At 75.2% G+C, this 22896-nt stretch carries 19 protein-coding genes and 2 tRNA genes; 15 read left to right on the top strand and 6 right to left on the bottom strand.

Annotated elements, in window-relative coordinates; all coding sequences use genetic code 11:
• Positions 1-26: 26 nt before the first annotated feature.
• The 3 genes from FHX36_RS21995 to nudC are packed head-to-tail and all read left to right on the top strand — an operon-like array spanning position 27 to position 3666.
• Positions 27-1340 (top strand): M16 family metallopeptidase, encoded by a 1314-nt coding sequence (locus tag FHX36_RS21995; protein WP_110553662.1) that lies wholly within the window; start codon positions 27-29, stop codon positions 1338-1340.
• Positions 1337-2707, top strand: coding sequence for a M16 family metallopeptidase (locus FHX36_RS21990; RefSeq protein WP_110553660.1), 1371 nt, complete (start codon positions 1337-1339; stop codon positions 2705-2707). The genes FHX36_RS21995 and FHX36_RS21990 overlap by 4 nt, the downstream gene beginning before the upstream one ends.
• Positions 2704-3666, top strand: coding sequence for an NAD(+) diphosphatase (gene nudC, locus FHX36_RS21985; protein ID WP_110553659.1), 963 nt, complete (start codon positions 2704-2706; stop codon positions 3664-3666). The genes FHX36_RS21990 and nudC overlap by 4 nt, the downstream gene beginning before the upstream one ends.
• Here nudC and FHX36_RS21980 read toward each other — a convergent pair.
• The 3 genes from FHX36_RS21980 to FHX36_RS21970 form a co-directional block, all read right to left on the bottom strand.
• A complete protein-coding gene (locus FHX36_RS21980; protein WP_343056701.1) occupies positions 3659-4228 on the bottom strand; it encodes a nucleoside/nucleotide kinase family protein in 570 nt (189 codons plus the stop codon). The genes nudC and FHX36_RS21980 overlap by 8 nt on opposite strands.
• Before the next feature lie 95 nt (positions 4229-4323).
• Positions 4324-5040 (bottom strand): ANTAR domain-containing protein, encoded by a 717-nt coding sequence (locus FHX36_RS21975; RefSeq protein WP_183514371.1) that lies wholly within the window; start codon positions 5038-5040, stop codon positions 4324-4326.
• A gap of 95 nt (positions 5041-5135) precedes the next feature.
• A complete protein-coding gene (locus FHX36_RS21970) occupies positions 5136-5399 on the bottom strand; it encodes a mycoredoxin (RefSeq protein ID WP_110553652.1) in 264 nt (87 codons plus the stop codon).
• Positions 5400-5546: 147 nt separating this feature from the next.
• Here FHX36_RS21970 and FHX36_RS21965 point away from each other — a divergent pair, with 147 nt between their 5' ends.
• From FHX36_RS21965 to FHX36_RS21950, 4 genes are all read left to right on the top strand, one after another.
• Positions 5547-7565 carry an ATP-dependent DNA helicase UvrD2 gene (locus tag FHX36_RS21965; protein WP_110553651.1) on the top strand — a complete coding sequence of 673 codons (2019 nt, stop codon included), beginning with the start codon at positions 5547-5549 and terminating at the stop codon, positions 7563-7565.
• Between the two features lie 195 nt (positions 7566-7760).
• Positions 7761-8084: a hypothetical protein gene (locus FHX36_RS21960; protein ID WP_110553649.1), complete on the top strand. Its 324-nt coding sequence runs from the start codon at positions 7761-7763 to the stop codon at positions 8082-8084.
• 159 nt (positions 8085-8243) lie between these two features.
• Positions 8244-8591 (top strand): WhiB family transcriptional regulator, encoded by a 348-nt coding sequence (locus tag FHX36_RS21955; protein WP_425487831.1) that lies wholly within the window; start codon positions 8244-8246, stop codon positions 8589-8591.
• A gap of 118 nt (positions 8592-8709) precedes the next feature.
• On the top strand, positions 8710-8874 hold the full coding sequence (locus FHX36_RS21950) for a hypothetical protein (protein WP_181428892.1): 165 nt from the start codon (positions 8710-8712) through the stop codon (positions 8872-8874).
• Between the two features lie 85 nt (positions 8875-8959).
• Here FHX36_RS21950 and FHX36_RS21945 read toward each other — a convergent pair whose 3' ends face one another.
• Positions 8960-10282: an ABC1 kinase family protein gene (locus tag FHX36_RS21945; RefSeq protein WP_110553648.1), complete on the bottom strand. Its 1323-nt coding sequence runs from the start codon at positions 10280-10282 to the stop codon at positions 8960-8962.
• Positions 10275-11363 carry a ThiF family adenylyltransferase gene (locus tag FHX36_RS21940; RefSeq protein WP_183514369.1) on the bottom strand — a complete coding sequence of 363 codons (1089 nt, stop codon included), beginning with the start codon at positions 11361-11363 and terminating at the stop codon, positions 10275-10277. The genes FHX36_RS21945 and FHX36_RS21940 overlap by 8 nt, the downstream gene beginning before the upstream one ends.
• Before the next feature lie 464 nt (positions 11364-11827).
• On the opposite strand from FHX36_RS21940, the gene FHX36_RS21935 reads away from it, so the two are divergent.
• A complete protein-coding gene (locus FHX36_RS21935; protein WP_110552421.1) occupies positions 11828-12451 on the top strand; it encodes a M48 metallopeptidase family protein in 624 nt (207 codons plus the stop codon).
• Positions 12452-12504: 53 nt separating this feature from the next.
• On the opposite strand, the gene FHX36_RS21930 is transcribed toward FHX36_RS21935, so the two are convergent.
• Positions 12505-13884 (bottom strand): zinc-dependent metalloprotease, encoded by a 1380-nt coding sequence (locus FHX36_RS21930; protein WP_110552422.1) that lies wholly within the window; start codon positions 13882-13884, stop codon positions 12505-12507.
• Between the two features lie 221 nt (positions 13885-14105).
• Here FHX36_RS21930 and FHX36_RS21925 point away from each other — a divergent pair, with 221 nt between their 5' ends.
• The 7 genes from FHX36_RS21925 to galT all read left to right on the top strand — a co-directional run bounded on the left by FHX36_RS21925 (position 14106) and on the right by galT (position 22860).
• Positions 14106-15128, top strand: coding sequence for a YlbL family protein (locus FHX36_RS21925; protein ID WP_110552423.1), 1023 nt, complete (start codon positions 14106-14108; stop codon positions 15126-15128).
• A gap of 199 nt (positions 15129-15327) precedes the next feature.
• Positions 15328-18360 (top strand): UPF0182 family membrane protein, encoded by a 3033-nt coding sequence (locus tag FHX36_RS21920; RefSeq protein ID WP_221204147.1) that lies wholly within the window; start codon positions 15328-15330, stop codon positions 18358-18360.
• Between the two features lie 77 nt (positions 18361-18437).
• Positions 18438-18514, top strand: a tRNA-Met gene (locus FHX36_RS21915).
• 256 nt (positions 18515-18770) lie between these two features.
• Positions 18771-20897, top strand: a complete 2127-nt coding sequence (locus FHX36_RS21910; protein ID WP_110552427.1) for a DEAD/DEAH box helicase — start codon at positions 18771-18773, stop codon at positions 20895-20897.
• A gap of 39 nt (positions 20898-20936) precedes the next feature.
• Positions 20937-21479 (top strand): arsinothricin resistance N-acetyltransferase ArsN1 family B, encoded by a 543-nt coding sequence (locus FHX36_RS21905; RefSeq protein WP_258372753.1) that lies wholly within the window; start codon positions 20937-20939, stop codon positions 21477-21479.
• Positions 21480-21528: 49 nt separating this feature from the next.
• A tRNA-Met gene (locus tag FHX36_RS21900) sits at positions 21529-21605 on the top strand.
• A gap of 157 nt (positions 21606-21762) precedes the next feature.
• Positions 21763-22860, top strand: coding sequence for a galactose-1-phosphate uridylyltransferase (gene galT, locus FHX36_RS21895; RefSeq protein ID WP_258372754.1), 1098 nt, complete (start codon positions 21763-21765; stop codon positions 22858-22860).
• The last annotated feature ends 36 nt before the right edge of the window (positions 22861-22896 follow it).

Here is a 22896-nt window from a genome sequence, read left to right as displayed (position 1 = left end):
CGGCGGACGCGGTTAGGGTCGGGAACGTGACAGCAGCTGGGGCCGACCTGACCCTGCGGCACCCGGTGGAGCGGTTCACGCTCGACAACGGGCTGCGGGTCGTGCTCGCGCCGGACCGGAGTGTCCCCGTCGTCGCCGTGAGCGTCTTCTACGACGTCGGTATGCGATCCGAGCCGCCGGGCCGCACCGGGTTCGCGCACCTCTTCGAGCACATGATGTTCCAGGGGTCGGCGAACGTCCCGAAGATGGAGCACGCGCGCCTGGTGCAGGCCGCCGGCGGCACCTTCAACGGGTCGACGCACCAGGACTACACGAACTACTTCCAGGCGCTGCCCTCCGAGGCGCTGGAGCGGGCGATCTTCCTCGAGGCCGACCGGATGGCGGCCCCGGCGATCACCGAGGAGAACCTCCGCAACCAGATCGACGTGGTGAAGGAGGAGATCCGGGTCAACGTGCTCAACCGGCCCTACGGCGCCTTCCCGTGGCTGCAGCTGCCGGAGATCGCGTTCGAGAGCTTCGCCAACACCCACGACGGCTACGGCTCCTTCGTCGACCTGGAGTCCTCCACCGTCGACGACGCCACCGACTTCTTCTCCCGGTACTACGCGCCCAGCAACGCGGTGCTCTGCATCGGCGGCGACCTGGACGTCACCGAGACCGAGGCGCTGGTGCGCCGCTGGTTCGACCCGGTGCCCGCCCGGCCCGCGCCGCCGGCCCCGGTGGTGGGGGAGCCCTCGCCGACCACGGTGCGCCGCGGCGTCGTCGAGGACGCCCTGGCCCCGGCGCCCGCGGTGGCGATCGGCTGGCGGGTGCCCGACCCGGTCGGCGACCTGGACACCTACCTGGGCACGGTGCTGCTCACCGAGCTGCTCAGCGAGGGCGACGCCTCCCGCCTGGAGCGCCGGCTGCTGCACACCGACCGGCTGGCGGTCGCGCAGAGCAGCTACCTCGGCCTGTTCGGCGACCCGTTCGACGTCCGGGACGCGACGCTGCTGGTCAGCCAGGTGCACCACCCCGCCGACGTCCCCGTCGACCGGGTGCTGCAGGCCGTGCACGAGGAGATCGACAAGGTCGCCACCGACGGCGTCCCCGCCGACGAGCTGGCCCGGGTGACCGCGCGCACCGAGGCCCAGCTGCTGCAGCAGGCCGACTCGGTGCTGGGCCGCACGCTGGGCTTCGCCTCGGCCGAGCTCGTCCACGGGCGGGCCGAGCTCGCCGGTGAGCTGGCCGCCCGGCTGGCCGCGGTCACCCCCGAGCAGGTGCAGGCGGCGGCCCGCGGGCTCTCGCCCGACACCGCCGCGATCCTGGAACTGCGCGCGACCGGAGGTCAGTCCCGATGAGTGCGCCCGTCCTCGACCTGTCCCTGGTCCCGCCGCTGGGCGAGCCCCGCCCCACCCCGGTCCCCGAGGTGCACGAGACGACGCTGCCCAGCGGGCTGCGGCTGGTCGTCGTGCCCCGCCCGGGTGTGCCGCTGGTCGAGCTGCGGCTGCGGGTGCCCTTCGCCGCCTCCGCCGCCCGCCAGGCCGCCACCCACGCCGCGCGCACCAGCGTGCTCACCGGCGCCGTGCTGCTGGGCACCGCCGGCCACGACCAGCTGGAGATCGCCCAGCTGCTGCAGGCGCACGGCGGGGAGCTGTCGGTCTCGGCCGACGCCGACCGGCTGCTCTTCTCCACCACGATGCTGCCCGACGGCCTGGCACCGGTGCTCGGGGTGCTGGCCGAGCTGCTCACCGCGGCGACCTACCCGGCCGGTCCGGTCGACGCCGAGCGCTCCCGGGTGGTCGAGCGGATCCACATCGCCCGGTCGCAGCCCGGTGTGATCGCCCGCAGCGCCCTGGCCGCGCGGCGCTACGGCGCGCACCCCTACGCCCAGCAGCTGCCCTCGGCCGACCTGGTCGGCTCGGTGACCCCGGCCGCGCTGCGCAAGCTGCACCGCGACCGGGTGCTGCCCGCGGGCAGCACGCTCGTGCTGGTCGGCGAGGTCGACCCGGCCGCCGCGGCCGACGCCGTCGGCACCGCGCTGGCCGGCTGGGTGGCGGAGGGCAAGGCCGTCGCCGCGGCCCCCGTCCCGGACGTCGCCCCGGCCCCGCTGCAGCTGGTGCACCGCCCCGGCGCGGTCCAGTCCAACATCCGGCTCGGCGGGCCCGCGCCCGGCCGCACCGACCCGCAGCTGCCCGCCGTCCGGCTGGCCAGCATGGTCTTCGGCGGGTACTTCTCCTCCCGGCTGGTGGAGAACATCCGCGAGCGGCGGGGCTACACCTACAGCCCGCGCAGCGGGGTCGAGCACCTCATGGCCGGGTCCTCGTTCACCGTCGACGCCGACGTCGCGACCGCGGTCACCGGGCCGGCGCTGCTGGAGACCTGGTACGAGCTGGGCCGGATGGCGCTGACCCCGGTCACCGAGGCCGAGCTGGAGTCCGCCCGCCGATACCTGCTGGGCACCCTGGCCCTCGGGACCGCGACCCACGCCGGCCTGGCCAGCACGCTGTCCGCGCTGTTCGGCGCGGGCCTCTCCGCCGAGTGGCTGGCCGACCACCAACGGGCGCTGGCCACCGTCGGCATCGACGAGGTGACCGAGGCGTCCCGGCAGTGGCTGTCGCCGGCCGGGTTGACCGCGGTCGTCGTCGGTGACGCCGAGGAGGCCGCCGACCAGCTGCGCGTCCTGGGCCCGGTCGAGGTCACCGCCCCGGCCGTCGAGGAGTCGTGACCGTCCCTCCTGGTGGCAGCACCCCGGCCGACAACCCGCCGCCCGCGCGCGGCGAGTGGCCGGAGGACCGGCTCGCCGGCGCGGTCACCGACGTCCCGCTGCTCTCCCGCACCGCGCACGACCGGGGCCACCTGGCCCGGGCGCTGCCCGACCCGGCGCAGGGCCGGCCGGTCCGGGTGCTGCGCGTCGACGAGCAGCGGGCCGTGCCCGTGCACGAGGGGGCGGCCGGCCCCGAGCTCGTCTACGACGAGCAGGCGTCCTGGCCGGAGGGCGCGATCTACCTGGGCGAGGCCGACGGCGTGCCGTACGCCGCGCTGCGGGCGCCCCGCTCGCTGAACGTGGGCGGCCGGCCGGTCGACTCCTGGGCCGGCCTCCGCGAGGTCGGTGCCGAGCTCGGCGACCTGGACGCCGGGCTGCTGTCCCAGGCGATCGGCATCGTCGAGTGGCACGAGCGCAACCGGTTCTCCCCGATCACCGGGGCGGCCACCACGATCGAGCGCGCCGGTTGGGTGCAGCGCGACCCGGTGAGCGGCCGCGAGGTCTTCCCGCGCACCGACCCCGCGGTGATCATGCTCGTCCACGACGGGGGCGACCGCTGCGTGCTGGGCCGGCAGGCCGTGTGGCCGCCGGGGCGGTTCTCCATCCTGGCCGGCTTCGTCGAGCCGGGGGAGTCCGCCGAGGCGGCGGTGGCCCGCGAGGTCGCCGAGGAGGTCGGCCTCGACGTCACCGACGTCCGGTACGTCTCCAGCCAGCCGTGGCCGTTCCCGCAGTCGCTGATGCTCGGCTTCGTCGCCCGCGCCACCGGCGAGGAGCTGCGGATCGACCACGACGAGATCGAGGAGGCCCGGTGGTTCACCCGGGAGGAGCTGCGCTCGGGCACCGGCCCGCAGGCGCTGCCGCCCACGGTGTCGATCGCCCGGCACATCATCGACCGCTGGGTGGCGGGCGAGTTCAGCTGAGGCGTCCGCTGCGCACCAGCGCGGGGCGGTCGGCGTGGTCGGCGAGCACGACCGCGTCGGCCAGCGACGCCGGGTCCACCTCGTCGTCGTAGCGGTCGAAGGCCGGTAGCTCCCAGGCGCGGTCAGCCGGGATCCGCCGGCGCCGGGCCGCCGGGCCGACCCGCAGGTGGACGACGAGGTCGAACGCCAGCCCCAGCCCCTGCAGCAGCGACCCGGGCACCAGCACGACGCCCCCCGCGGGGGCCGGCCGGTACGCCAGCCGCGCAGCCCGGTCGCGTTCCAGGTCCCACAGCGCCGGCAGGTACTCGCCCGGCCCACCCGGACCGCAGCGGTCGAGCACCTCGCGGGCCAGCGCGGCGGCGTCCAGCCAGTCGGTGTAGCGGGCGTCGGGGTCGGTGCGGCCGTGCTCGAGCCGTAGTGACGCCGGCCGGTAGAAGCCCTCGGCGGGGACGACGGCCGCCGGCCGGCTCAGACCGGGCAGCCGTTCGGCCAGCGCGGCGGCGAGCGGCTGCGGACCGGTGACCCCGGGCCCGCCGGGCAGGTCGAGCCCGTCGACGGCCACCCGCAGCGCGGCGGCGCCGGGCTCCGGCGGGACGGCGGCGAGCAGCTCGGCGAGCCGGTCGGCGAGCGCCGTGGGGGAGAGCGGGAGCGGAGCGCTCAGCGCGGAGCCCCGGGCACGGTGTCGCCGCCGCCGGTGCGCCGCGGCTGGCGCTGCACCCGCCGGGGTGACCCGTTGCCGGACGGGCGCGGCTCGGGTGCCGGCAGCACCGTGGGCGCTGGGCCGCCGGCGCCGGAGGAGCTGCGCTGACCGGGCACGGCGGCGCGGGCGGGCAGCTCGTCGAGCACCTCGGCGGCGAGCTCCTGCGCCGGGCGGCCCTGCGAGCGGGCCTGGCGGCGGAGCTCCTCGAAGGCCTCGCGGGGTGTGGTGCCGTGCCGTTCGGCCAGCACGCCGATGGCCCGCTCGATCGAGACCCGGGCGGCGAGGGCGTGCTCGAGCTGGCCGACGGTGCGGCGCAGCCCGGCGATCTCCTCGTCGCGCGGGTCGACGGGGGCGGTGTCCTCGTCGGGGTCCGTGGCGGCGGTGGTCGTGCGGGCGGCCCGGCGGGCCTCCCGGCCGGGTTCCGGGGTGGCGCCGAGCTCGGCGGCGACCAGGTCGGCCAGCGACATCGCCTCGACCAGGCTGAGCGCCTCGACGCCCTCGACGTTCTCCCCGGCGGCGACCACCCAGCCGGTGCCCGGGTCGGCGCCGAGCACCGTCCAGCCGCGGGCGGTGCGGACGACGAGCACCGCCGGCCGCCCGGACGGGGCGCGCAGGACGTCCTCGGGCAGCAGCGCCGGGGACAGCGCCGGGGAAGGCTGGACCGTCGGCTTCATCGCACCTTCCCTCGGTGCCGCGGGCAGGTCGCAGGGAGAGCAGCCGCAGCTCCCCGGGGGACGATCATCGCCCGCCGGGGGCCGCGGACCCGGGATCACGCGCCGGGGAGCTGCGCGAGCTGGGCCTTCACCTGGTCGATGCTCGGGTTGGTCAGGGCGCTCCCGTCGGCGAACACCAGGGTGGGGACGGTGCGGTTCCCACCGTTGGCCTTCATGACCAGGTCGGCCGCGCTCTCGTCGACCTCGATGTTCACCTCGGCGAAGTCGATGCCCTCGCGCTGCATGACCTTCTTCAGGCGCATGCAGTAGCCACACCAGTTGGTGGTGTACATCGTCACTGCGGCGGTCGGAGCGCTCATCGGGTGGATCCTCCCTCGTCTGTCCCCGCGCGGGCCACCCGGGGAGGGGGAGCCGGTGCGTCGGGGTCTGCGGCGAGCGCAACGCCGGGCTCCTGGGGATCCTTCCCCCGCCTGTCGGTGCCGGCTGGGAGACTGCTCGTCGTGGGGATGCCGCGGGTCGATCAGGTGCAGGGAGCCGGCGGGACGGCGGGCGCGGAGGCGGTGCTCTCCGGGCTGGACGAGCAGCAGCGGGCCGCGGCGGAGGCGGTGCGCGGGCCGGTCTGCATCCTCGCCGGTGCGGGCACCGGCAAGACCCGCACGATCACCCACCGGATCGCCTACGGCGTCCACGTCGGGGAGTACGTGCCCGAGCAGGTCCTCGCCGTGACCTTCACCGCCCGGGCGGCGGGGGAGCTGCGCGGCCGGCTCTCCGCGCTCGGGGTGGGCGGGGTCCAGGCGCGCACCTTCCACGCCGCGGCGATGCGCCAGCTGCGCTACTTCGCGCCCCGGGTGCTCGGCGGCCCGATGCCCGAGCTGATCGAGAACAAGCTGCGGGTGGTCGCCGGTGCCGCCACGCGCAACCGGCTGACCACCGACCGCACCAGCCTCCGCGACCTGGCCAGCGAGATCGAGTGGGCCAAGACCACCCTGGCGACGCCGGAGGACTACCCGGCCCGGGCCGTCGCCGCCGGCCGCGACCTGCCCTTCGACGCCGCCGCGGTGGCCGCGGTCTACCGCAGCTACGAGGAGGCCAAGAGCCGCGACGGCTCGCTGGACTTCGAGGACCTGCTGCTGGTCACCGCCTACGCGATCGAGGAGCACCCCGACGTCGCCCGCGAGGTGCGCGCGCAGTACCGGCACTTCGTCGTCGACGAGTACCAGGACGTCAACCCGCTGCAGCAGCGGCTGCTGGACGCCTGGCTGGGTGGCCGCGCCGAGGTGTGCGTCGTCGGTGACCCCAACCAGACCATCTACTCCTTCACCGGCGCCGACCCCGAGTACCTGCTGGGCTTCGCCGACCGCTACGGCGACGCCGAGGTGGTCAAGCTCGAGCGCGACTACCGCTCCACCCCGCAGGTGGTCGGCCTGGCGAACAAGCTGATCGGGCAGGCGCCGCCGCGCAAGGGCCTGCCCGGCCTGCGGCTGCTGGGCCAGCGGGCCGAGGGCCCCGCGCCGCGCTTCGTCGAGCACCCCGACGAGCCGGCCGAGGCGGCCGCGGTGGCCAGGGCGTGCCGCGAGCTGATCGACTCCGGTCTGCCGGCCAGCGAGATCGCCGTGCTGTTCCGGATCAACGCGCAGTCCCAGGTCTACGAGTCCGCGCTGGCCGACGTCGGCGTCCCGTACGTGCTCAAGGGCGGCGAGCGGTTCTTCGAGCGGCCGGAGATCCGCGAGGCGGTGCTGCTGCTGCGCGGGGCTGCCGCCGGCGGCAACGAGCCCGGCGCCCTGGTGCCCGCGGTCCGCGACGTGCTGGCCTCCACCGGCTGGGTCGAGCACCGGCCGCCGCCGGGCGGCACCGCGCGCGACCGCTGGCAGTCCCTGGCCGCGCTCGTCGACCTCGCCGTCGACCTGGTGGCCGAGCAGCCCACGCTGGACCTGGCCGGCTTCGTGGCGCACCTGGCCGAGCGGGCCAACGCCCAGCACGCGCCCACCGTCCAGGGGGTGACGCTCGCCTCGATGCACGCGGCCAAGGGCCTGGAGTGGGACGCCGTGTTCGTCGTCGGCCTGGTCGACGGCGTCGTGCCGATCGCCCAGTCCCAGTCGCGCCCGGAGGCCGTGGAGGAGGAGCGCCGGCTGCTCTACGTCGCCGTCACCCGGGCCCGCGAGCAGCTCACCCTGTCCTGGTCGCTGGCGCGCAACCCCGGGGGCCGGCGGTCCCGGCCGCGCAGCCGCTTCCTCGACGGGCTCGCCCCCGACGCCGCGGTCGCCCCGCGGCGCCCGGCCAAGCGCCCGAAGGTCGTGCTCGAGGGCGAGGCCGGGGAGCTGTTCGAGAAGCTGCGGGCCTGGCGGAGCAGCACCGCGCAGGAGGCCTCGGTGCCGGCCTACGTGGTCTTCACCGACGCCACCCTGCAGGCGATCGCCGAGACCCGGCCGTCGAGCGTCCGGGAGCTCTCCGCGCTGCCCGGGATCGGCGCCCGGAAGCTGGAGCTCTACGGCGCCGACGTGCTGGCCGCGCTGTCGGCGGAGTAGGCCTCCTACCAGCCAGTACGACCTTTCTGGGGAATCTCGGTTAATTCGTTTGACCCGTCTCCGCGGGGTCCCCTAGCCTTCGCTGCAGCACCTGGGAGTGATCCAGGACGCACCGCAGCACCGCACCGCACGAGCACCAGACCGCAGCGGGACCGGCCGACAGGCCGGGCCCCGGACCCCGGAAGGAGGGGCCCCGTGATCGGCACCGATCCCATCTACACCGGCGCAGGCGACGCGACCCCGCCGGCCGTCGGGCTGTGCTCGGCCGTCCTGATGCCGGGCTCCGTTGCCCCGTGGACCGCCACCGGTCTGCCCGTCGCCGGGTCCGCCACCGCCGTCCGTCTCCGCGGCCTGATCGCCGCCGCCGGCACCACCGGCACCGCCACCGGCGCGTTCACCGCCGCCGCCCGTCCGTCCGTCACGACCGCTCAGCGGGAGTTCGCCGTCGTCGGCGCCCCCACCGCCGAGCACACCAGCAGCACCCCGGGTGACCTGCCCCCGGAAGACCATCTGAGCTAGCACCGTCAGCTGGTCCTCCTCGAGGCCGCGGAACCCGGAACACCGGGAACCGCGGCCTCAGTCGTTTCTGCGACCTGAGCCGCGGACCCCCACACCGACCACCGGTCGGCGGGGCCACCGCCGTCCGGCCGCAGAGACGAAGGAAGAGGAGGAGCGGCCGTGCAGACCACGATCGACCCAGCGCCGTCCCATCACCGGCTCGGGTTCGACCGCACGCACGTGTCCACCGACGGGCCGGCGGGTGCGCGACCGGCCGGGAACCGGCGGGCGCTGCCCTGCCGGGTCCAGGACCCCGAGCTGTGGTTCGCCGAGAGCCCGGCCCTGCTCGAGCAGGCCAAGAGCCTGTGCGCCGAGTGCCCCGTCCGGGCGGCCTGCCTGGCCGGTGCGCTCGACCGGGCCGAGCCCTGGGGCGTCTGGGGCGGGGAGATCTTCGACCGGGGGGTCGTCATCGCCCGCAAGCGGCCCCGTGGCCGGCCCCGGAAGGTCCGGACGGAGGCCGCTGCGTGAGCGACCACCACCGGAGCACCCGCCCAGCAGCACTGCGGCGCCCCTCGACCGGGCGCCCCGTCACCCGATGCACGTCCACCCGGCGCCGCGCGGCGCCGTCACACCCCGAGGACACGAGATGTACCTGATCGACCAGGACCTGGCCCGCAGCTACATGGACCAGCGGATCGCCGAGGCGGACCGGGCCTCCCGGGCCCGCCGGCTGGCCACGGCCCGGCGCTGGAACCGCCGGGCCGCCAGGGCGTCGCAGCGCGCCGCCCGGGCCAACTCCGCCGTCTGGTGACGGTGGTGACCGCAGGCCCCCGACCGCACCACCCGGCCGAGCCCGGATGCAGCCCGCGTCCGGGCTCGGCTCGCGTCGGCGTGGCTCAGCCGGCGAAGCCGGGCAGCCACTCCTCGCAGACACCGCGGTAGGGCGCCTCGGCGTCCAGCTGGCACAGCACGCCGATCGACCCGATCGTCACCCGGTGGATGAGCAGGTAGGCCGGCGGCAGGTTGAGCTGCCGGCCCAGCCGGCTGGCGTCGCTGCGCGGGTCGCCGATCCGGCCGGCCTGCTCCTGCATCCAGGCGCGGGTGAACTGGAAGGACGGCGCGGCCACCGGCGCGAGGAACGGCAGCAGGAAGTCCAGCACCCCCTGCGCGTCGACCTCGACCGACGGCCGCACGAAGCCCTCGACCCGCAGGTCGGCCAGCACGTCCTCTGCGCGGCCCTCCAGCGCCCAGCGCACCAGCCGGCCGATCGGCTCGGGGTGCCCGTCGGGCAGCCGGGCCGTGGCGCCGAAGTCGATGACCCCCAGCCGGCCGTCGGGGAGCAGCCGGAAGTTGCCCGGGTGCGGGTCGGCGTGCAGCAGCCCGGCGCGCTGCGGGCCGGAGAAGTGCAGCTCGGCCATCAGGAAGCCGGCGCGGTCGCGCTGCGCCTTGGTGCCGTCGGCGATGATCCGCGACAGCGGGGTGCCCTCGAGCCACTCGGAGACGATCACCTTGGGCGCGCTGGCCACCACCCGCGGGACGACGATCTGCTCGTCGTCGGCGTAGGCCGCGGCGAACCCCCGCTGGGCGTCGGCCTCCAGCCCGTAGTCCAGCTCCTCCTCGGCCCGGGCCTTCAGCTCGGCGATGAGCGGCTTGACCTCCATGCCGGGGAACAGCGTGGCGAACAGCCGGGCGAACCGGGCGAGCTGGTTGAGGTCGGCCATCAGCGCCGTGCCCGCACCGGGGTACTGGATCTTGACCGCGACGTCCCGGCCGTCCCGCCAGGTCGCCCGGTGCACCTGGCCGATGCTCGCGGCGGCCGCCGGGGTGTCGTCGAAGTCGCGGAAGCGCTCGCGCCACCGGCCGCCGAGCTGCTGGGCGAGCACCGCGTGCACGGTGCGCACCGGCATCGGGGGCGCCGCCTCCTGCAGCTTGACCAGCGCCTCGCGGTACGGGCCGGCCACCTCCTCGGGCACGGCGGCCTCGAAGATGGACAGCTGCTGGCCCAGCTTCATCGCCCCGCCCTTGAGCTGGCCGAGGACGGCGAACAGCTGCTCGGCGGTGCGCTGCTGCAGCTCGGCGTCGACCTCCTCGGCCGGGCGCCCGGACAGCTTCTTGCCGATGCCCAGGGTGGCCCGCCCGGCGGCGCCCAGCGGGAGAGCTGCCAGCCGTGCCGTTCGGGACACCGCCCCCCGCGGGATGTCCCGTCCGGTGTCACTCACCAGCCCATTGTCCCCTGTTCCGGTCGGCGGCGCGCCGAGCCGCCCCGGTGCAGCCGCACCCGGGGTGCGCGGGCCACCGCCGCAGCCGCGGCAGGAAGGTCGGCGGGCGCAGTTCCAGGGCGGCGTCGACGGTCACCGGGGCATCCTCGCCGTCCAGGTGGGCGAGCACCTGGACCGCCGCGGTCAGCGCGGTGAACAGGCAGGTGATCGTCGCACCGGCGGGTGCCGGGTCGCCGGCGGCGAGCTGGGCGGCCAGGCGCGGCCAGGCCGGGTCGTCGTCCCGGCGCCAGGCCTCGGCGCAGCGCAGGCAGCTGGTCTCGCCGGGGACGACGAGCGGGCCGACGACCCCGGTCTCCTCCCGGACCGTCGCGACCAGGTGCGGGGTGCCTGCCCGCTGCCACGCCGCGGACAGCGGGTCGACGGCGGCCCAGGGCCGGCACAGCACGACCAGGTCCGGCGGCTGCCCGTCGGGCAGCGGCCGCAGGTCGGTCAGCGGGCTGGCCCGCCGGACGGCGTCGGCCGCCACCAGCCCCCGGGGGCGCCCCTCGTCGGCGGCGGTCGCGCCCCCGACCACCGCGTCGCCGGCGCGGGTGGGCCCGCGGTCGCGGACGTGCACCCGGCCCACCCCGCTGGCGGCCAGCACCGCGGCCAGCGGGGTGCCCACCCGGTTGGCCCCCTCGACGACCACGGCGCTCTGCCGGCGGGCCCGCCACCGGCCACCGGCCGCCGCACCGGGCACGGCCGCGGGCAGCTCGGCCGCCGCGCGGGCGGCGGCCGCCGGTCCCGGGTCGGTGGCCAGCAGGTCGGCGGCGGCCAGGTCGTGCAGCAGCCCGGCCGCCCGCAGCCCGTCGAGCAGGTCGTCGACGACCTCGGCCGGGAGCCCGCCGGCGACCGCGTCGCTGCGCACGGCCCGCTGGCTGCGCCGCCCGTCCAGCCGGCGGAGCAGCGCGGCGAGGTCGGCGCCGGCGGGGGAGACCCGCAGCCCCGGGCGGCCGTCGACGCCCCCGACCTGCAGCAGCTCGGCGCCGAGGCGGAGCACCGGGGTGGCGGCGGGCAGCAGCGGGTGGGGGCTCTCGGTCACCGTTGGCAGGGTGCCAGCGCCCGGCGCGCCCGGGATCCGTCGTCCACAGGCGGGGCGGAGCAGGGGCCCCGGACGACACGAGACCCCCGGGGTCACCCCGGTCTGCCTTCCCCTTGCAGACCGGCGTGGCGCCCAGGGGTCTCGTCGCCAGCGACGTTAGGGTCCGCCCGGGGCACCGTCAACGCCGGTCTCCCACAGCCTGTGGACGACACTGTGGACACGGTGGGGACCGCTCGGGGTGTCGCTGTGCACCGCCGGGGGAACGGCCGGTGGGAACCGCCGCCGCGACGGTCGGATCGGCCCGCTCACCTGCACGGACGTCGTCCCGAGGCTGTGGAGCGGAGAAAGTCGTTCCACCGTTCGGGGGACGCGGGTGAGCCCGGTGTCCACCCTCCGTGTGCACCTCTCCACGTCCGGGTGTCCCCACGCTGGGCGGGGCCGGTGCCGCCGGTTACCGTGCGTGTGTGGAGAACCGACCTGACCGCCGGACGCCGGCCGCGGCGACCGCCGTCCCCGCCGTGCGCACGGCCGTGGGCCGGGCCGCGGACGTGGAGGTGCGGCGCAGCGCCCGGCGCCGCCGCACCGTGACCGCCTACCGCGAGCACGGTCGCACGGTCGTGCTCATCCCGGCCGCCTTCAGCGCCGCCGAGGAGCGCCGCTGGGTCGACCAGATGGTCGCCAAGCTGCAGACCCGCGAGGAGCGCCGCAAGCGCACCCTCGCCTCGGACGACGACCTGATGGCCCGCGCCCGGGAGCTGTCGGCCGCCCACCTCGACGGCCAGGCGGTGCCCGCCAGCGTCCGGTGGGTGGAGAACCAGAACCGCCGCTGGGGCTCGTGCACCCCGGCGGACCGGACCATCCGGCTGTCCGGCCGGCTGCGCGGCATGCCCGAGTTCGTCGTCGACTACGTGCTGGTGCACGAGCTCGCGCACCTGCTGGAGCCGACGCACAACGCGCACTTCTGGTCGCTGGTGCACGCCTACCCGCGCGCCGAGCGGGCGCTGGGCTTCCTCGAGGGCGTCGAGCACGGCCGCGGCGAGGCCGGGCAGGCCGACGACGACGAGCTGGAGCCCGGCACCCTCGCCTAGCGGCCCCTTCCACCCGCGAGCGCAGCGCGTGGCGGGGAGGAAGGGGCCCTCGCTCAGCCCTGAGGTGTGGGCTCGTCGCCGTCCGGGGTGCCGTCCATGCCGTCGGTGAGCTCGCCGAACGCGTCCGCCGCGCCCTGGCGTGCGACGAAGTCCAGCGGCTCGTCGAGGTCCTCGGAGGTCGGCAGCAGGTCCGGGTGCGACCAGAGCCGGTCGCGCTCGGCGGCACCGTGCTGCTGGGCCATCGCGCCCCACACCGTGCTGGCGTCGCGCAGCCGGCGCGGGCGCAGCTCCAGGCCGACCAGCGTGGCGAAGGTCTGCTCGGCCGGCCCACCGGAGGCGCGGCGGCGGCGCATCGTCTCGGCCAGCGCGGAGTGGCCCGGCAGGCGCTCACCGGCCGCGGCCGACACCACGCTGTCCACCCAGCCCTCGACCAGGGCCAGCAGGGTCTCCAGCCGGCGCAGCGCCATCTGCTGCTCGGGGGTCTCCTCGGGCTCCAGGACCCCGCTGCCCAGCAACCGCTGGATGCTCTCCGGGTCGTTGGGGTCCAGCCCGCCCTCCATGCCGCCCATCGCCTCGTCGAGGCCGCGCTGGATCGCCTCGCGGTCGACGTGGATGCCGCGGGCGTAGGCGTGCACGGCGTCGGTCAGCTGCTGGCGCAGCCACGGCACGTGCGCGAACAGGCGCTGGTGGGCGGCCTCGCGCAGGGCGAGGAACAGCCGGACCTCGTCCTCGGGGCGGTCCAGGCCCTCGCCGAAGGCGGTCACGTTCTGCGGCACGAGCACGCCGGCGCCCTTGGGCCCCAGGGGCAGGCCGACGTCGGTGCTGGTGGTGACCTCGTCGGCGAGCTTGGCCAGCGCCTGGCCGACCTGGGCGCCGAACATCACGCCGCCCATCTGGCTCATGATCCCGGCCAGCGGCCCGGCCACCTGGGCGGCCTCGGCGGGCAGCGCGCTGGTCATCGCGGCGACCACCCGCTCGGCCAGCGGGTCGATCAGCGCGGTCCAGGCGGGCAGCGTCTGCTCGACCCACTCCACCCGCGACCACGCCAGGCCGCGGTCGATGCCCGAGGGCAGCTCGGTGACCTGGTCCAGCCACAGGTCGGCCAGCCGCAGCGCCTCGGAGACGGCGGCCTGCTCGGCGGCCGACGTCGGCTGGTGGCCCGGCGCGAGCTGGCTGATCGCGCCCTGCCGGGCGAGGTCCCAGTTGACCGGACCGCCCGACCAGCTCATCAGCTTCTGCAGCTCGGCGAACAGCGGCATCTTGCCCAGCAGGTCGGCCGGGTCACCGCCGCCGGGGCCCACCCCGCCCATCGACCCGAACAGCGCGCCGAGGCCGAACGGGTCGTTGCCGGCGGGCCCGCCGCCCTGCCCGGGCTCGCCCCGCTTCTCGGGGTCGCGGTCGGGGAGCCCGAAGCCGAAGGGAAGATCGCTCATGCACCCACCGTAGACGCGCGCGACCCCGCTGACCGCCCGCTGAGCGGCCGGTCCGGGCAGGACGCGTCCGCCCTCGGCGAACCCGGTGCCAGGGAGTTCCACGGGTGGGTCACCTACGCTCGCCGTTCGACGGGTGCGCCCGTCGCGGCCACCCGCCGCCGATCTCCAGCCGCCGACGCCGGGCGGCCGGTCGCGGGGGGCCGACCCCGCGAGGAGGAGTCGTGAGTCGTCGGACCACCGTCCTGGTCACCGGGACGGTGCTGCTGGTGCTCTTCGGCGTGCTCGGCGCGCTGCTGCCGGTGCCCTACGTCGCGCAGGTGCCCGGGCCGACCTACAACACGCTGGGCGACATCGACGGCACCCCGATCATCTCGGTCTCCGGGCGCGAGCCCAACGACACCTCGGGCAACCTGAACCTGACCACGGTGGGCATCCCGCAGCGGCCGCTGACCCTGGTCGGGGCGGTGCAGGGCTGGTTCGACAGCGAGGTCACCGTCGTCCCGCGCGAGCAGGTGTACCCCTCCGACCAGTCGGTGGAGGAGACCCAGCAGCAGAACCGGGAGGCCTTCCTCACCTCCGAGCAGTCCGCCCGCGGTGCGGCGCTGGCCGAGCTCGGGTACCCGGAGCGGGTCGTGGTCCAGGACCTCACCGACGACTCGCCCTCGGAGGGGCAGCTGGCGGCCGGCGACGCGATCGAGTCGGTCAACGGCGTCCCGACGCCGGACCAGGACGCGCTGACCGCCGCACTCGCCGGGGTCCCGGCCGGGTCGACGGTGCCGGTCACCTACACCCGGCGGGGCCAGCCGGGCTCGGGCACCGTGACCACCGGCGCCGCGGCGCAGGGCGGCGGGTCCGCGCTCGGGGTGCTGGTGCTGCAGACGCCGTACGCCCCGTTCGACGTGGACATCGAGGTCGACGACGTCGGCGGCCCGTCGGCCGGCCTCATGCTGACCCTGGGCATCATCGACCTCGTCGGCGACACCGACCTGACCGAGGGCGCCGTCGTCGCCGGCACCGGCACCATCGACGCCGAGGGTGCGGTCGGCCCGATCGGCGGCATCCCGCTGAAGATGGTCGCCGCCCGGGAGATCGGCGCGGAGCTCTTCCTGGTGCCCGCCGACAACTGCGCCGAGGCGTCGCAGAACCCCCAGCCGGGGCTGCCGATGGCCCGGGTCGCGACGCTCGACGACGCGCTGACCGCGCTCGCGGACCTGCGTGCCGGGAGGACCCCGGCCTCCTGCTGACCTCCCTGTCAGCGAGCCGTGGTCTGCTTGTGGCACGGCCGGGAACCCGCCGCCGCCGGGAACAGTTGAGGGAACGGACCCGTGGTCCGGCCCCTCCGTCTCCGGGGGTGTCCGAGCCCCCGCGGTCGTGCTCACGTGGCCGGTTCACCGGGCCGGCCACCTCGTAGGTCGAAGGAAAGACAGGAGACCGACCGTGGCCATGCGGCCCCCCGTGCCGGTGCCGACGCTGTCCCGGCGCGCCAAGCTGGTCATCGGCGTCGTCGCCGTGCTGCTCGTGCTGTTCACCGTCGTCGGCACGCTGACCAACGTCTACGTCGACTACCTCTGGTTCGACGAGACCAACTACACCGAGGTCTTCTGGACCGAGATCCAGACCCGGGCCCTGCTGTTCGCCGTGGCCGGGCTGGCCACCGGCGGGCTCGTGGCCCTGGCGATCCACCTCGCCTACCGGTTCCGCCCCACGTTCCGGCCGATGTCGCTGGAGCAGCAGAACCTCGAGCGCTACCGCCAGTCCCTCGAGCCCCGCCGCAAGCTGGTGCTCACCGCCGTCGGGGTGGTGCTGGGCCTGTTCGCCGGCTTCACCGCGCAGGGCAGCTGGCAGACCTGGCTGACCTTCCGCAACTCCACGGACTTCGGCCGGACCGACCCCGAGTTCGGCCTGGACATCTCCTTCTTCGTCTTCGACTACCCCTTCTACCGGCTGGTGCTGGGCTTCGGCTTCGCGATCGTGCTGCTCGCGCTGATCGGGTCGCTGCTCACCCACTACGTCTTCGGCGGCCTGCGGCTGCAGACCCCGGGTCAGAAGCTCAGCGGGGCCGCCCGGGTCCAGCTGTCGGTGCTGCTGGGCGTCTTCCTCGCGCTGAAGTCGGTCGCCTACTGGCTGGACCGGTACGGCACCGTCTACTCCGGCCGGGGCAACGTCTTCACCGGGGCGTCCTACACCGACGTCAACGCGCTGCTGCCGGCGAAGAACATCCTCGTGTTCGTCGCGGCGATCTGCGCGATCGCGTTCTTCGCCAACATCTTCTTCCGCAACACCGTGCTCCCGGCCGCCGCGCTCGTGCTGCTGCTGTTCTCCAGCCTGGTCATCGGCGTCGCCTTCCCGGCGATCATGCAGCAGTTCGTCGTCCGGCCCTCCGCCGACCAGCGGGAGGCGGCGTACATCGAGCGGGCGATCCAGTCGACCCGCGACGCCTACGACCTCTCCGACGTCCAGTTCGTCGACTACGGCACCGACTCCGGTGACGACGGCGCCGCGGACGACGACTCGGGCGAGGCCGGCGACGACACCGGCACCGACGCGGGCGAGAGCACCGCCACCCCCAGCCCGGCCGACCTGGCCGGGGACGCCGGCACCATCTCCAACGCCCGGCTGCTGGACCCCAACGTGCTCCAGCCGACGTTCCTGGCCCGGCAGCAGATCCGCAACGTCTACGGCTTCCCGGAGACGCTGGACATCGACCGCTACACCGACGCGAACGGCGTGACCCAGGACTACGTCGTCGCCGTCCGCGAGCTCGACTCCTCCGCGCTGTCGGGCAACCAGACGAACTGGATCAACCAGCACACCGTCTACACCCACGGCAACGGCTTCGTCGCCGCGCCGGCCAACCAGGTCGTCTCCGGCGAGGGCGGCGGCGAGCCGAACTTCACCACCGGTGACCTGCCCACCAGCGGCAACATCGACGTCGAGCAGTCGCGCATCTACTACGGCGAGCTGCTCAACGTGAACGGCACCGACGAGTACTCGGTGGTCGGCGCGCCCGAGGGCGCCTCGCCGCGGGAGTTCGACCGGCCGCAGAGCGGTTCCGAGGGCCAGGTCAACAACACCTACGACGGTGAGGGCGGGGTGTCGATCGGCAGCTTCTTCCGGCAGCTGACCTACGCCATCTACTACCGCGAGCGGAACTTCCTGCTCTCCGGTGCGGTCAACGACAACTCCAAGGTGCTCTACGTCCGCGACCCCCGGGACCGGGTGGAGAAGGTCGCGCCGTACCTGCAGGTCGACGGCGACCCGTACCCGGCCGTGGTCGACGGGCGGGTGGTCTGGATCGTCGACGCCTACACGACCTCGGACGCCTACCCCTACTCCGCGCTGCAGAGCCTGGGCGAGGCGACCACCGACTCCCTGACCGGTGCCGGCACGTCCGCGCTGCCCAACGACCAGGTCAACTACGTCCGCAACTCGGTCAAGGCCACGGTCGACGCCGGCGACGGCACGGTGACGCTGTACGCCTTCGAGGACGACGACCCGGTCCTGCAGACGTTCATGAAGGCGTTCCCGGGCACCATCGAGCCGGCGAGCGAGATCAGCGACGAGCTGCGCAGCCACTTCCGGTACCCGGAGGACCTGTTCAAGCTGCAGCGGGACGTCCTCACCCAGTACCACGTGGACAACCCGTCGGACTTCTACAACGCCAACGACTTCTGGCAGGTCCCCAGCGACCCGACGGAGAACACCGCCGACAACCAGCCGCCGTACTACGTGCTGTCCCAGCGGGTGGGGGAGCCCAACTCCACCTTCCAGCTGACCAGTGCGCTCAACGCGCTGAACCGGGAGAACCTGTCGGCCTACGTCTCGGTCTCCAGCGACCCGGAGACCTACGGCGAGATGCAGGTGCTGCAGCTGCCCGGGAACACCCAGTTCCGCGGGCCGCGGCAGGTGTTCCAGTCGTTCAACACCAACAGCGAGGTCAGACCCGACCTGACCCTGTTCGACAGCTCCAGCTCGCAGGCGGTGTTCGGCAACCTCCTCACGTTGCCGATCGGCACCAGCGGCCTGCTGTACGTCGAGCCGCTGTACGTGCAGGGCACCGCGGAGAACTCGTTCCCGCTGCTGCAGAAGGTGCTGGTCAACTACGGCGACCGGGTGGGCTACGGCGACACCTTCGCCGAGGCGCTCGACCAGGTCTTCGGCGACGGGGCCGGGGACGCGGCGGCCGACAGCGGGACCGGCGGCACTCCGGCGCCGGTGCCCGACCCGACGACCACACCGCCGTCGGACCCGGCCGGCCCGAGCACCGAGGCCCCGGCCGACGAGGGCGGGGCGGGCGAGAGCCCGTCGCTGGACGCCGCCGTCACCGACATCAACGACGCGCTGTCCGCCCTGGCGGAGGCCCAGCGCAGCGGTGACTTCGAGGGCATCGGGCGGGCCCAGGCCGACCTGCAGGCCGCGATCGAGGCCTACCAGGCCGCGTCGGGGCAGAGCGCGCCGGCGAGCCCGACCGGGTGAGCCGAGGGGGCGGCCGCGGGTCCGTGACCGCCCCCTCGGCAGCACCGCGCGGAGGTGGGGTATGGTTGGTCTACCGACGCGGGGTGGAGCAGCTCGGTAGCTCGCTGGGCTCATAACCCAGAGGTCGCAGGTTCAAATCCTGCCCCCGCTACCACCTGGAACGGCCCTCACAGTCACTGTGAGGGCCGTTCCCGTTCGTGCGACCATCGCACCGGCACCGTCCGGGCCGCGGATCGCGTGGGCGGCGGGCCGTCCGGCCCCGGGCGTCGACCGTTCGCAGACCCGGAGGGGCCGGGTCGCGCCGCGGAGCAGCCGCCCGGCCGCGTCCCGCGCCGTCCACCGGCCCGACCGCACGACCGTGTGCGGCACCCCGCGCGGCACCCGTGCCGCGCGTCAAGGAGGAGGAGTCCGTGGCCCGACGAGGCCAGCCCGCGACGGGCACCCGCCGCACCGCGCCGAAGGACCAGCGGCGCGGCCGGGAACGAGGCGACACCATCTCGGTGCTCGCCCGCACCGTCCGCGAGGTCGAGGCGGCCGCCCAGCGCGGGCCGGTGACGCCCTCGGCCCGCACCAAGTTCCAGGTCGTGGCCCTGCTGCTGCGCGAGGAGCACGCCCGGGTCCGCGCCGACGCCAGCAGCAGCGAGACCCACCGCACCGAGCAGCTCAAGCGCCTGGACGGCATCGCGACCATCCTGGCCAAGACCGCCGTCCGCGACCCCGCGCTGCTCGCGCTGCTGGCCGAGGACGCCGTCGTCTCCGACGCCGCCCGGGCGCTCAAGCAGGACATGCTGCGCGCGGTCGGCAACGAGGCGCCGCCCGAGGAGGTCGCGCCGGTGCAGCCCGCGGCCGCCCCGGCCGCTCCCGAGCACCGGGTCGTGCCGCAGTCGGTCGTCTCCCGGCAGCTGGCCAACCCCTTCCTCGCCCCCGACTTCTCCGCCGCCCGGCCCAGCACGGCCCGCCCGCGCCGGCTGGCCGGCTGGGAGCTGCTCGGGCCGCTGCTGAGCTCCTTCGAGCGCGCCGGCGGCGGCGCCAAGGCCTGCATGGACCTGCCCTTCCCGACCACCCGCTTCACCCCGGCCGGCCAGGAGCTGATGCAGCACCAGGGCCAGCTCGTCGCCGCGGCCGCCGCCGGCCACCGCACGTTCCTGCTGGCCGACGAGCCGGGGCTGGGCAAGACGGCCCAGGCGCTGCTGTCGGCCGAGGCGGCGAGCGCGTACCCGCTGCTGGTGGTCGTGCCGAACGTCGTCAAGACCAACTGGGCCCGCGAGGCGGCCCGCTGGACCCCGCACCGCCGGACCACGGTGATCCAGGGCGACGGGGAGACGATCGACGCCTTCGCCGACATCGTCGTCGTCAACTACGAGGTGCTCGACCGGCACGTGGGCTGGATCGGCGACTTCGGCTTCGGTGGGATGGTCGTCGACGAGGCCCACTTCATCAAGAACCGGTCCTCGCAGCGCTCGCAGCACGTGCTGGAGCTCTCCGAGCGCATCCGGGCCCGGCGCACCAGCCCGCTGCTCATGGCGCTCACCGGCACGCCGCTGATCAACGACATCGAGGACTTCCGGGCCATCTGGCAGTTCCTCGGCTGGATCGACGACGGCAAGCCGCTCGGCCGCCTCATGGAGTGCCTGGAGGACGCCGGTCTGACCCCGGCCGACCCGGGCTTCTACGCCGCCGCCCGCCAGTGCGTCATCGACCAGGGCATCGTCCGGCGCCGCAAGGTCGACGTGGCGTCGGACATCCCCGCCCGCCGCATCGCCGACCTGCCGGTCGAGCTCGAGGGTGCCGCCGGCCGCTCGATCCGGGCGGCGGAGCGCAGCCTCGCCCGGCGGCTGGTGTCCCGCTACGAGTCCGCGCTGGCCGCCCGCTCGTCGGCCACCGAGGTCGAGGGCATCGACGCCGACCTGGTGCGCCAGGTGGCGCGGTGGGAGCTCAAGGACGCGACGTCGACCAAGGCCGGCGAGAACGTCTTCAGCATGATGCGCCGCATCGGGGAGGCCAAGGCGTCGCTGGCCGCCGACTACGCAGCGCAGCTGGCTCGCAGCGCCGGCAAGGTGGTCTTCTTCGCCAAGCACATCGACGTGATGGACACGGCCGAGGAGACGTTCACCAAGCAGGGGGTGAAGTTCGCCTCCATCCGCGGTGAGCAGACCCCCGGGGCGCGGCAGCGGAACATCGACGCCTTCACCAACGACCCGGACGTCGCGGTGGCGGTGTGCTCGCTGACCGCGGCCGGCGTCGGGCTCAACCTGCAGGTGGCCTCCAACCTGGTGCTCGCCGAGCTGTCCTGGACCGCGGCCGAGCAGACCCAGGCGATCGACCGGAGCCACCGCATCGGGCAGACCGAACCGGTCACCGCGTGGCGGATCATCGCCGCGCAGACCATCGACGCCCGGATCGCCGAGCTGATCGACACCAAGGCGGGGCTGGCGGCCCGGGCGCTGGACGGCTCCGACGAGGAGCTGACCCCCTCGGCCGACGTCCAGCTCGAGGCGCTCGTGACGCTGCTGACCGAGGCGCTGGCGGCGGCGTGAGGGCTCGGGCACGGGCGGCGGGTCGCTAACCTGCCGCCCGTGCCCGTCCCCGCCGAGATCCGCCCGGCCGACGTCGACGACGCCGCCGGGATCGCCGCCGTCTACCGCCCCTACGTCACCGACTCGGTCGCCTCGTTCGAGACGGTCCCGCCGGACGCCGCGGAGTTCGCCCGCCGGATGACGGCCGAGCCACGGCTGCCGTGGTTCGTCGCCTGCCGGGACGGCGGGGTCGTGGGCTACGCCTACGGCGGACAGCACCGCAGCCGGGCGGCCTACCGGTGGTCGGTCGACTGCTCGGTCTACCTGTCCGCCGCGGAGCGGGGCGCGGGCACCGGCCGGGCGCTGTACGGGCGCCTGCTGCCCGTGCTGCGGGACCTCGGCTACGTCACCGCCTTCGCCGGGATCGCGCTGCCCAACCCGGCCAGCGCCGGGCTGCACACCGCGCTGGGCTTCACCCCGGTCGGCGTCTACCGCTCGGTGGGGTTCAAGGCCGGCCGGTGGCACGACGTGGGCTGGTGGCAGCTCCCGCTGCAGGAGCTCCCGGCGGAGCCGGCCGAGCCGCGGGCCTGGTCGCCCCGGTAGGGGCCCGTGCGCACCCGCCCCCGCGCCTGGGGTAACGTTCTCCCTGCGACGCGGGGTGGAGCAGCTCGGTAGCTCGCTGGGCTCATAACCCAGAGGTCACAGGTTCAAATCCTGTCCCCGCTACCAACCGGAGGGCCCGGTCACCGCACCACGGTGACCGGGCCCTCCGTCCGTGTGTGCAGACTCTGTCGGCAGACCGGACGACCCGGACCGAACGTGGAGGACGACGGGCATGGACGCGGTAGCCAGGGCGGCGGGAGAGGCCCAGCGGTGGCCGGGGCAGGTGACCGAGCAGACCATGGCCGACGGCCGGCCGATGTTCTACTTCGACGACGTCGCCACCGACGGCCCGGTGCACCAGGCGCCGGACACCCGGCCGCTGCCCGAGCCGCCGCACGCCGGCGAGCAGCGCTTCGACGTCCTCACCGGTGAGTGGGTGACCATCGCCGGGCACCGGATGAACCGCACCTTCCTGCCCAGCGCGGCCGACTGCCCGCTGGACCCGACGACCGACCCGGCGCGGCCGACCGAGGTGCCGGACAGCGGCTACGACGTCGTGGCCTTCGCCAACCGGTTCCCGAGCTTCGCCCCGCTGACCGTCGGCCCCGCGGCGGACGCGACCCCGCCGCCCTTCGGCCCGGCCGACCTGCCGGCGTACGGGCACTGCGACGTCGTCGTGTTCTCCAGCGACCACGACGCCGCCGTCGCCGACCTGCCGGCCGCCCGGATGCGCACCATCGTCGAGGCGTGGGCGCACCGCACCGCGGCGCACTCGGCCGACCCCCGGATCGCGGAGGTCTTCGTCTTCGAGAACAGCGGCCAGGAGATCGGGGTGACGCTGAGCCACCCGCACGGGCAGGTGTACGCCTACCCGGTCGTGCCGCCGCGCTCCCAGCAGCTGGTCGAGCAGGCCCGCCGGCACCGCGCGGTGACCGGCGGCAACCTGCTCGCCGACGTGCTCGCCGCCGAGCGGGCCGAGGGCACCCGGGTGGTGCTGCAGGGCGAGCACTTCACCGCCTACGTGCCCCGGGCCGCGCGCTGGCCGGTCGAGGTGCACCTCGCCCCGCACCGGGACGTGCCCGACCTGGCCGCGCTGGACGACGCCGAGCGGGCCGAGCTGGCGACGGTCTACCAGGAGCTGCTGCGCCGGGTGAACCGGTTCCACCCCGGCGTCGACCGGGTCCCCTACATCTCCGGCTGGCACCAGGCGCCGACCGGCGAGGACCGCGAGCTGGGCCGGCTGCACCTGCAGCTGTTCTCGCTGCTGCGGGCGCCGGGCAAGCTGAAGTACCTGGCCGGCTCGGAGTCGGGCATGGGCGCCTGGATCAACGACACGACGCCGGAGCGGATCGCCGACCGGCTGCGGGAGGTGGCCTCGTGAGCGGACAGGGGCGTGAGCATCGCAGCGAGCGCCAGC

Origin of the sequence: Modestobacter versicolor (assembly GCF_014195485.1) — a bacterium.
In the GTDB taxonomy this organism is placed as follows: domain Bacteria; phylum Actinomycetota; class Actinomycetes; order Mycobacteriales; family Geodermatophilaceae; genus Modestobacter; species Modestobacter versicolor.
This window is presented reverse-complemented; position numbering and strand designations above follow the sequence as displayed.

What these genes read in the sequence shown, in the direction of transcription:
- FHX36_RS21950 (WP_181428892.1), top strand. Translation starts at nt 8,710, where the DNA reads ATGTACCTGATCGACCAGGACCTGGCCCGCAGCTACATGGACCAGCGG.
- FHX36_RS21965 (WP_110553651.1), top strand. Translation starts at nt 5,547, where the DNA reads ATGCCGCGGGTCGATCAGGTGCAGGGAGCCGGCGGGACGGCGGGCGCG.
- FHX36_RS21920 (WP_221204147.1), top strand. Translation starts at nt 15,328, where the DNA reads ATGCGGCCCCCCGTGCCGGTGCCGACGCTGTCCCGGCGCGCCAAGCTG.
- FHX36_RS21970 (WP_110553652.1), bottom strand. Translation starts at nt 5,399, where the DNA reads ATGAGCGCTCCGACCGCCGCAGTGACGATGTACACCACCAACTGGTGT.
- FHX36_RS21930 (WP_110552422.1), bottom strand. Translation starts at nt 13,884, where the DNA reads ATGAGCGATCTTCCCTTCGGCTTCGGGCTCCCCGACCGCGACCCCGAG.
- FHX36_RS21975 (WP_183514371.1), bottom strand. Translation starts at nt 5,040, where the DNA reads ATGAAGCCGACGGTCCAGCCTTCCCCGGCGCTGTCCCCGGCGCTGCTG.
- FHX36_RS21990 (WP_110553660.1), top strand. Translation starts at nt 1,337, where the DNA reads ATGAGTGCGCCCGTCCTCGACCTGTCCCTGGTCCCGCCGCTGGGCGAG.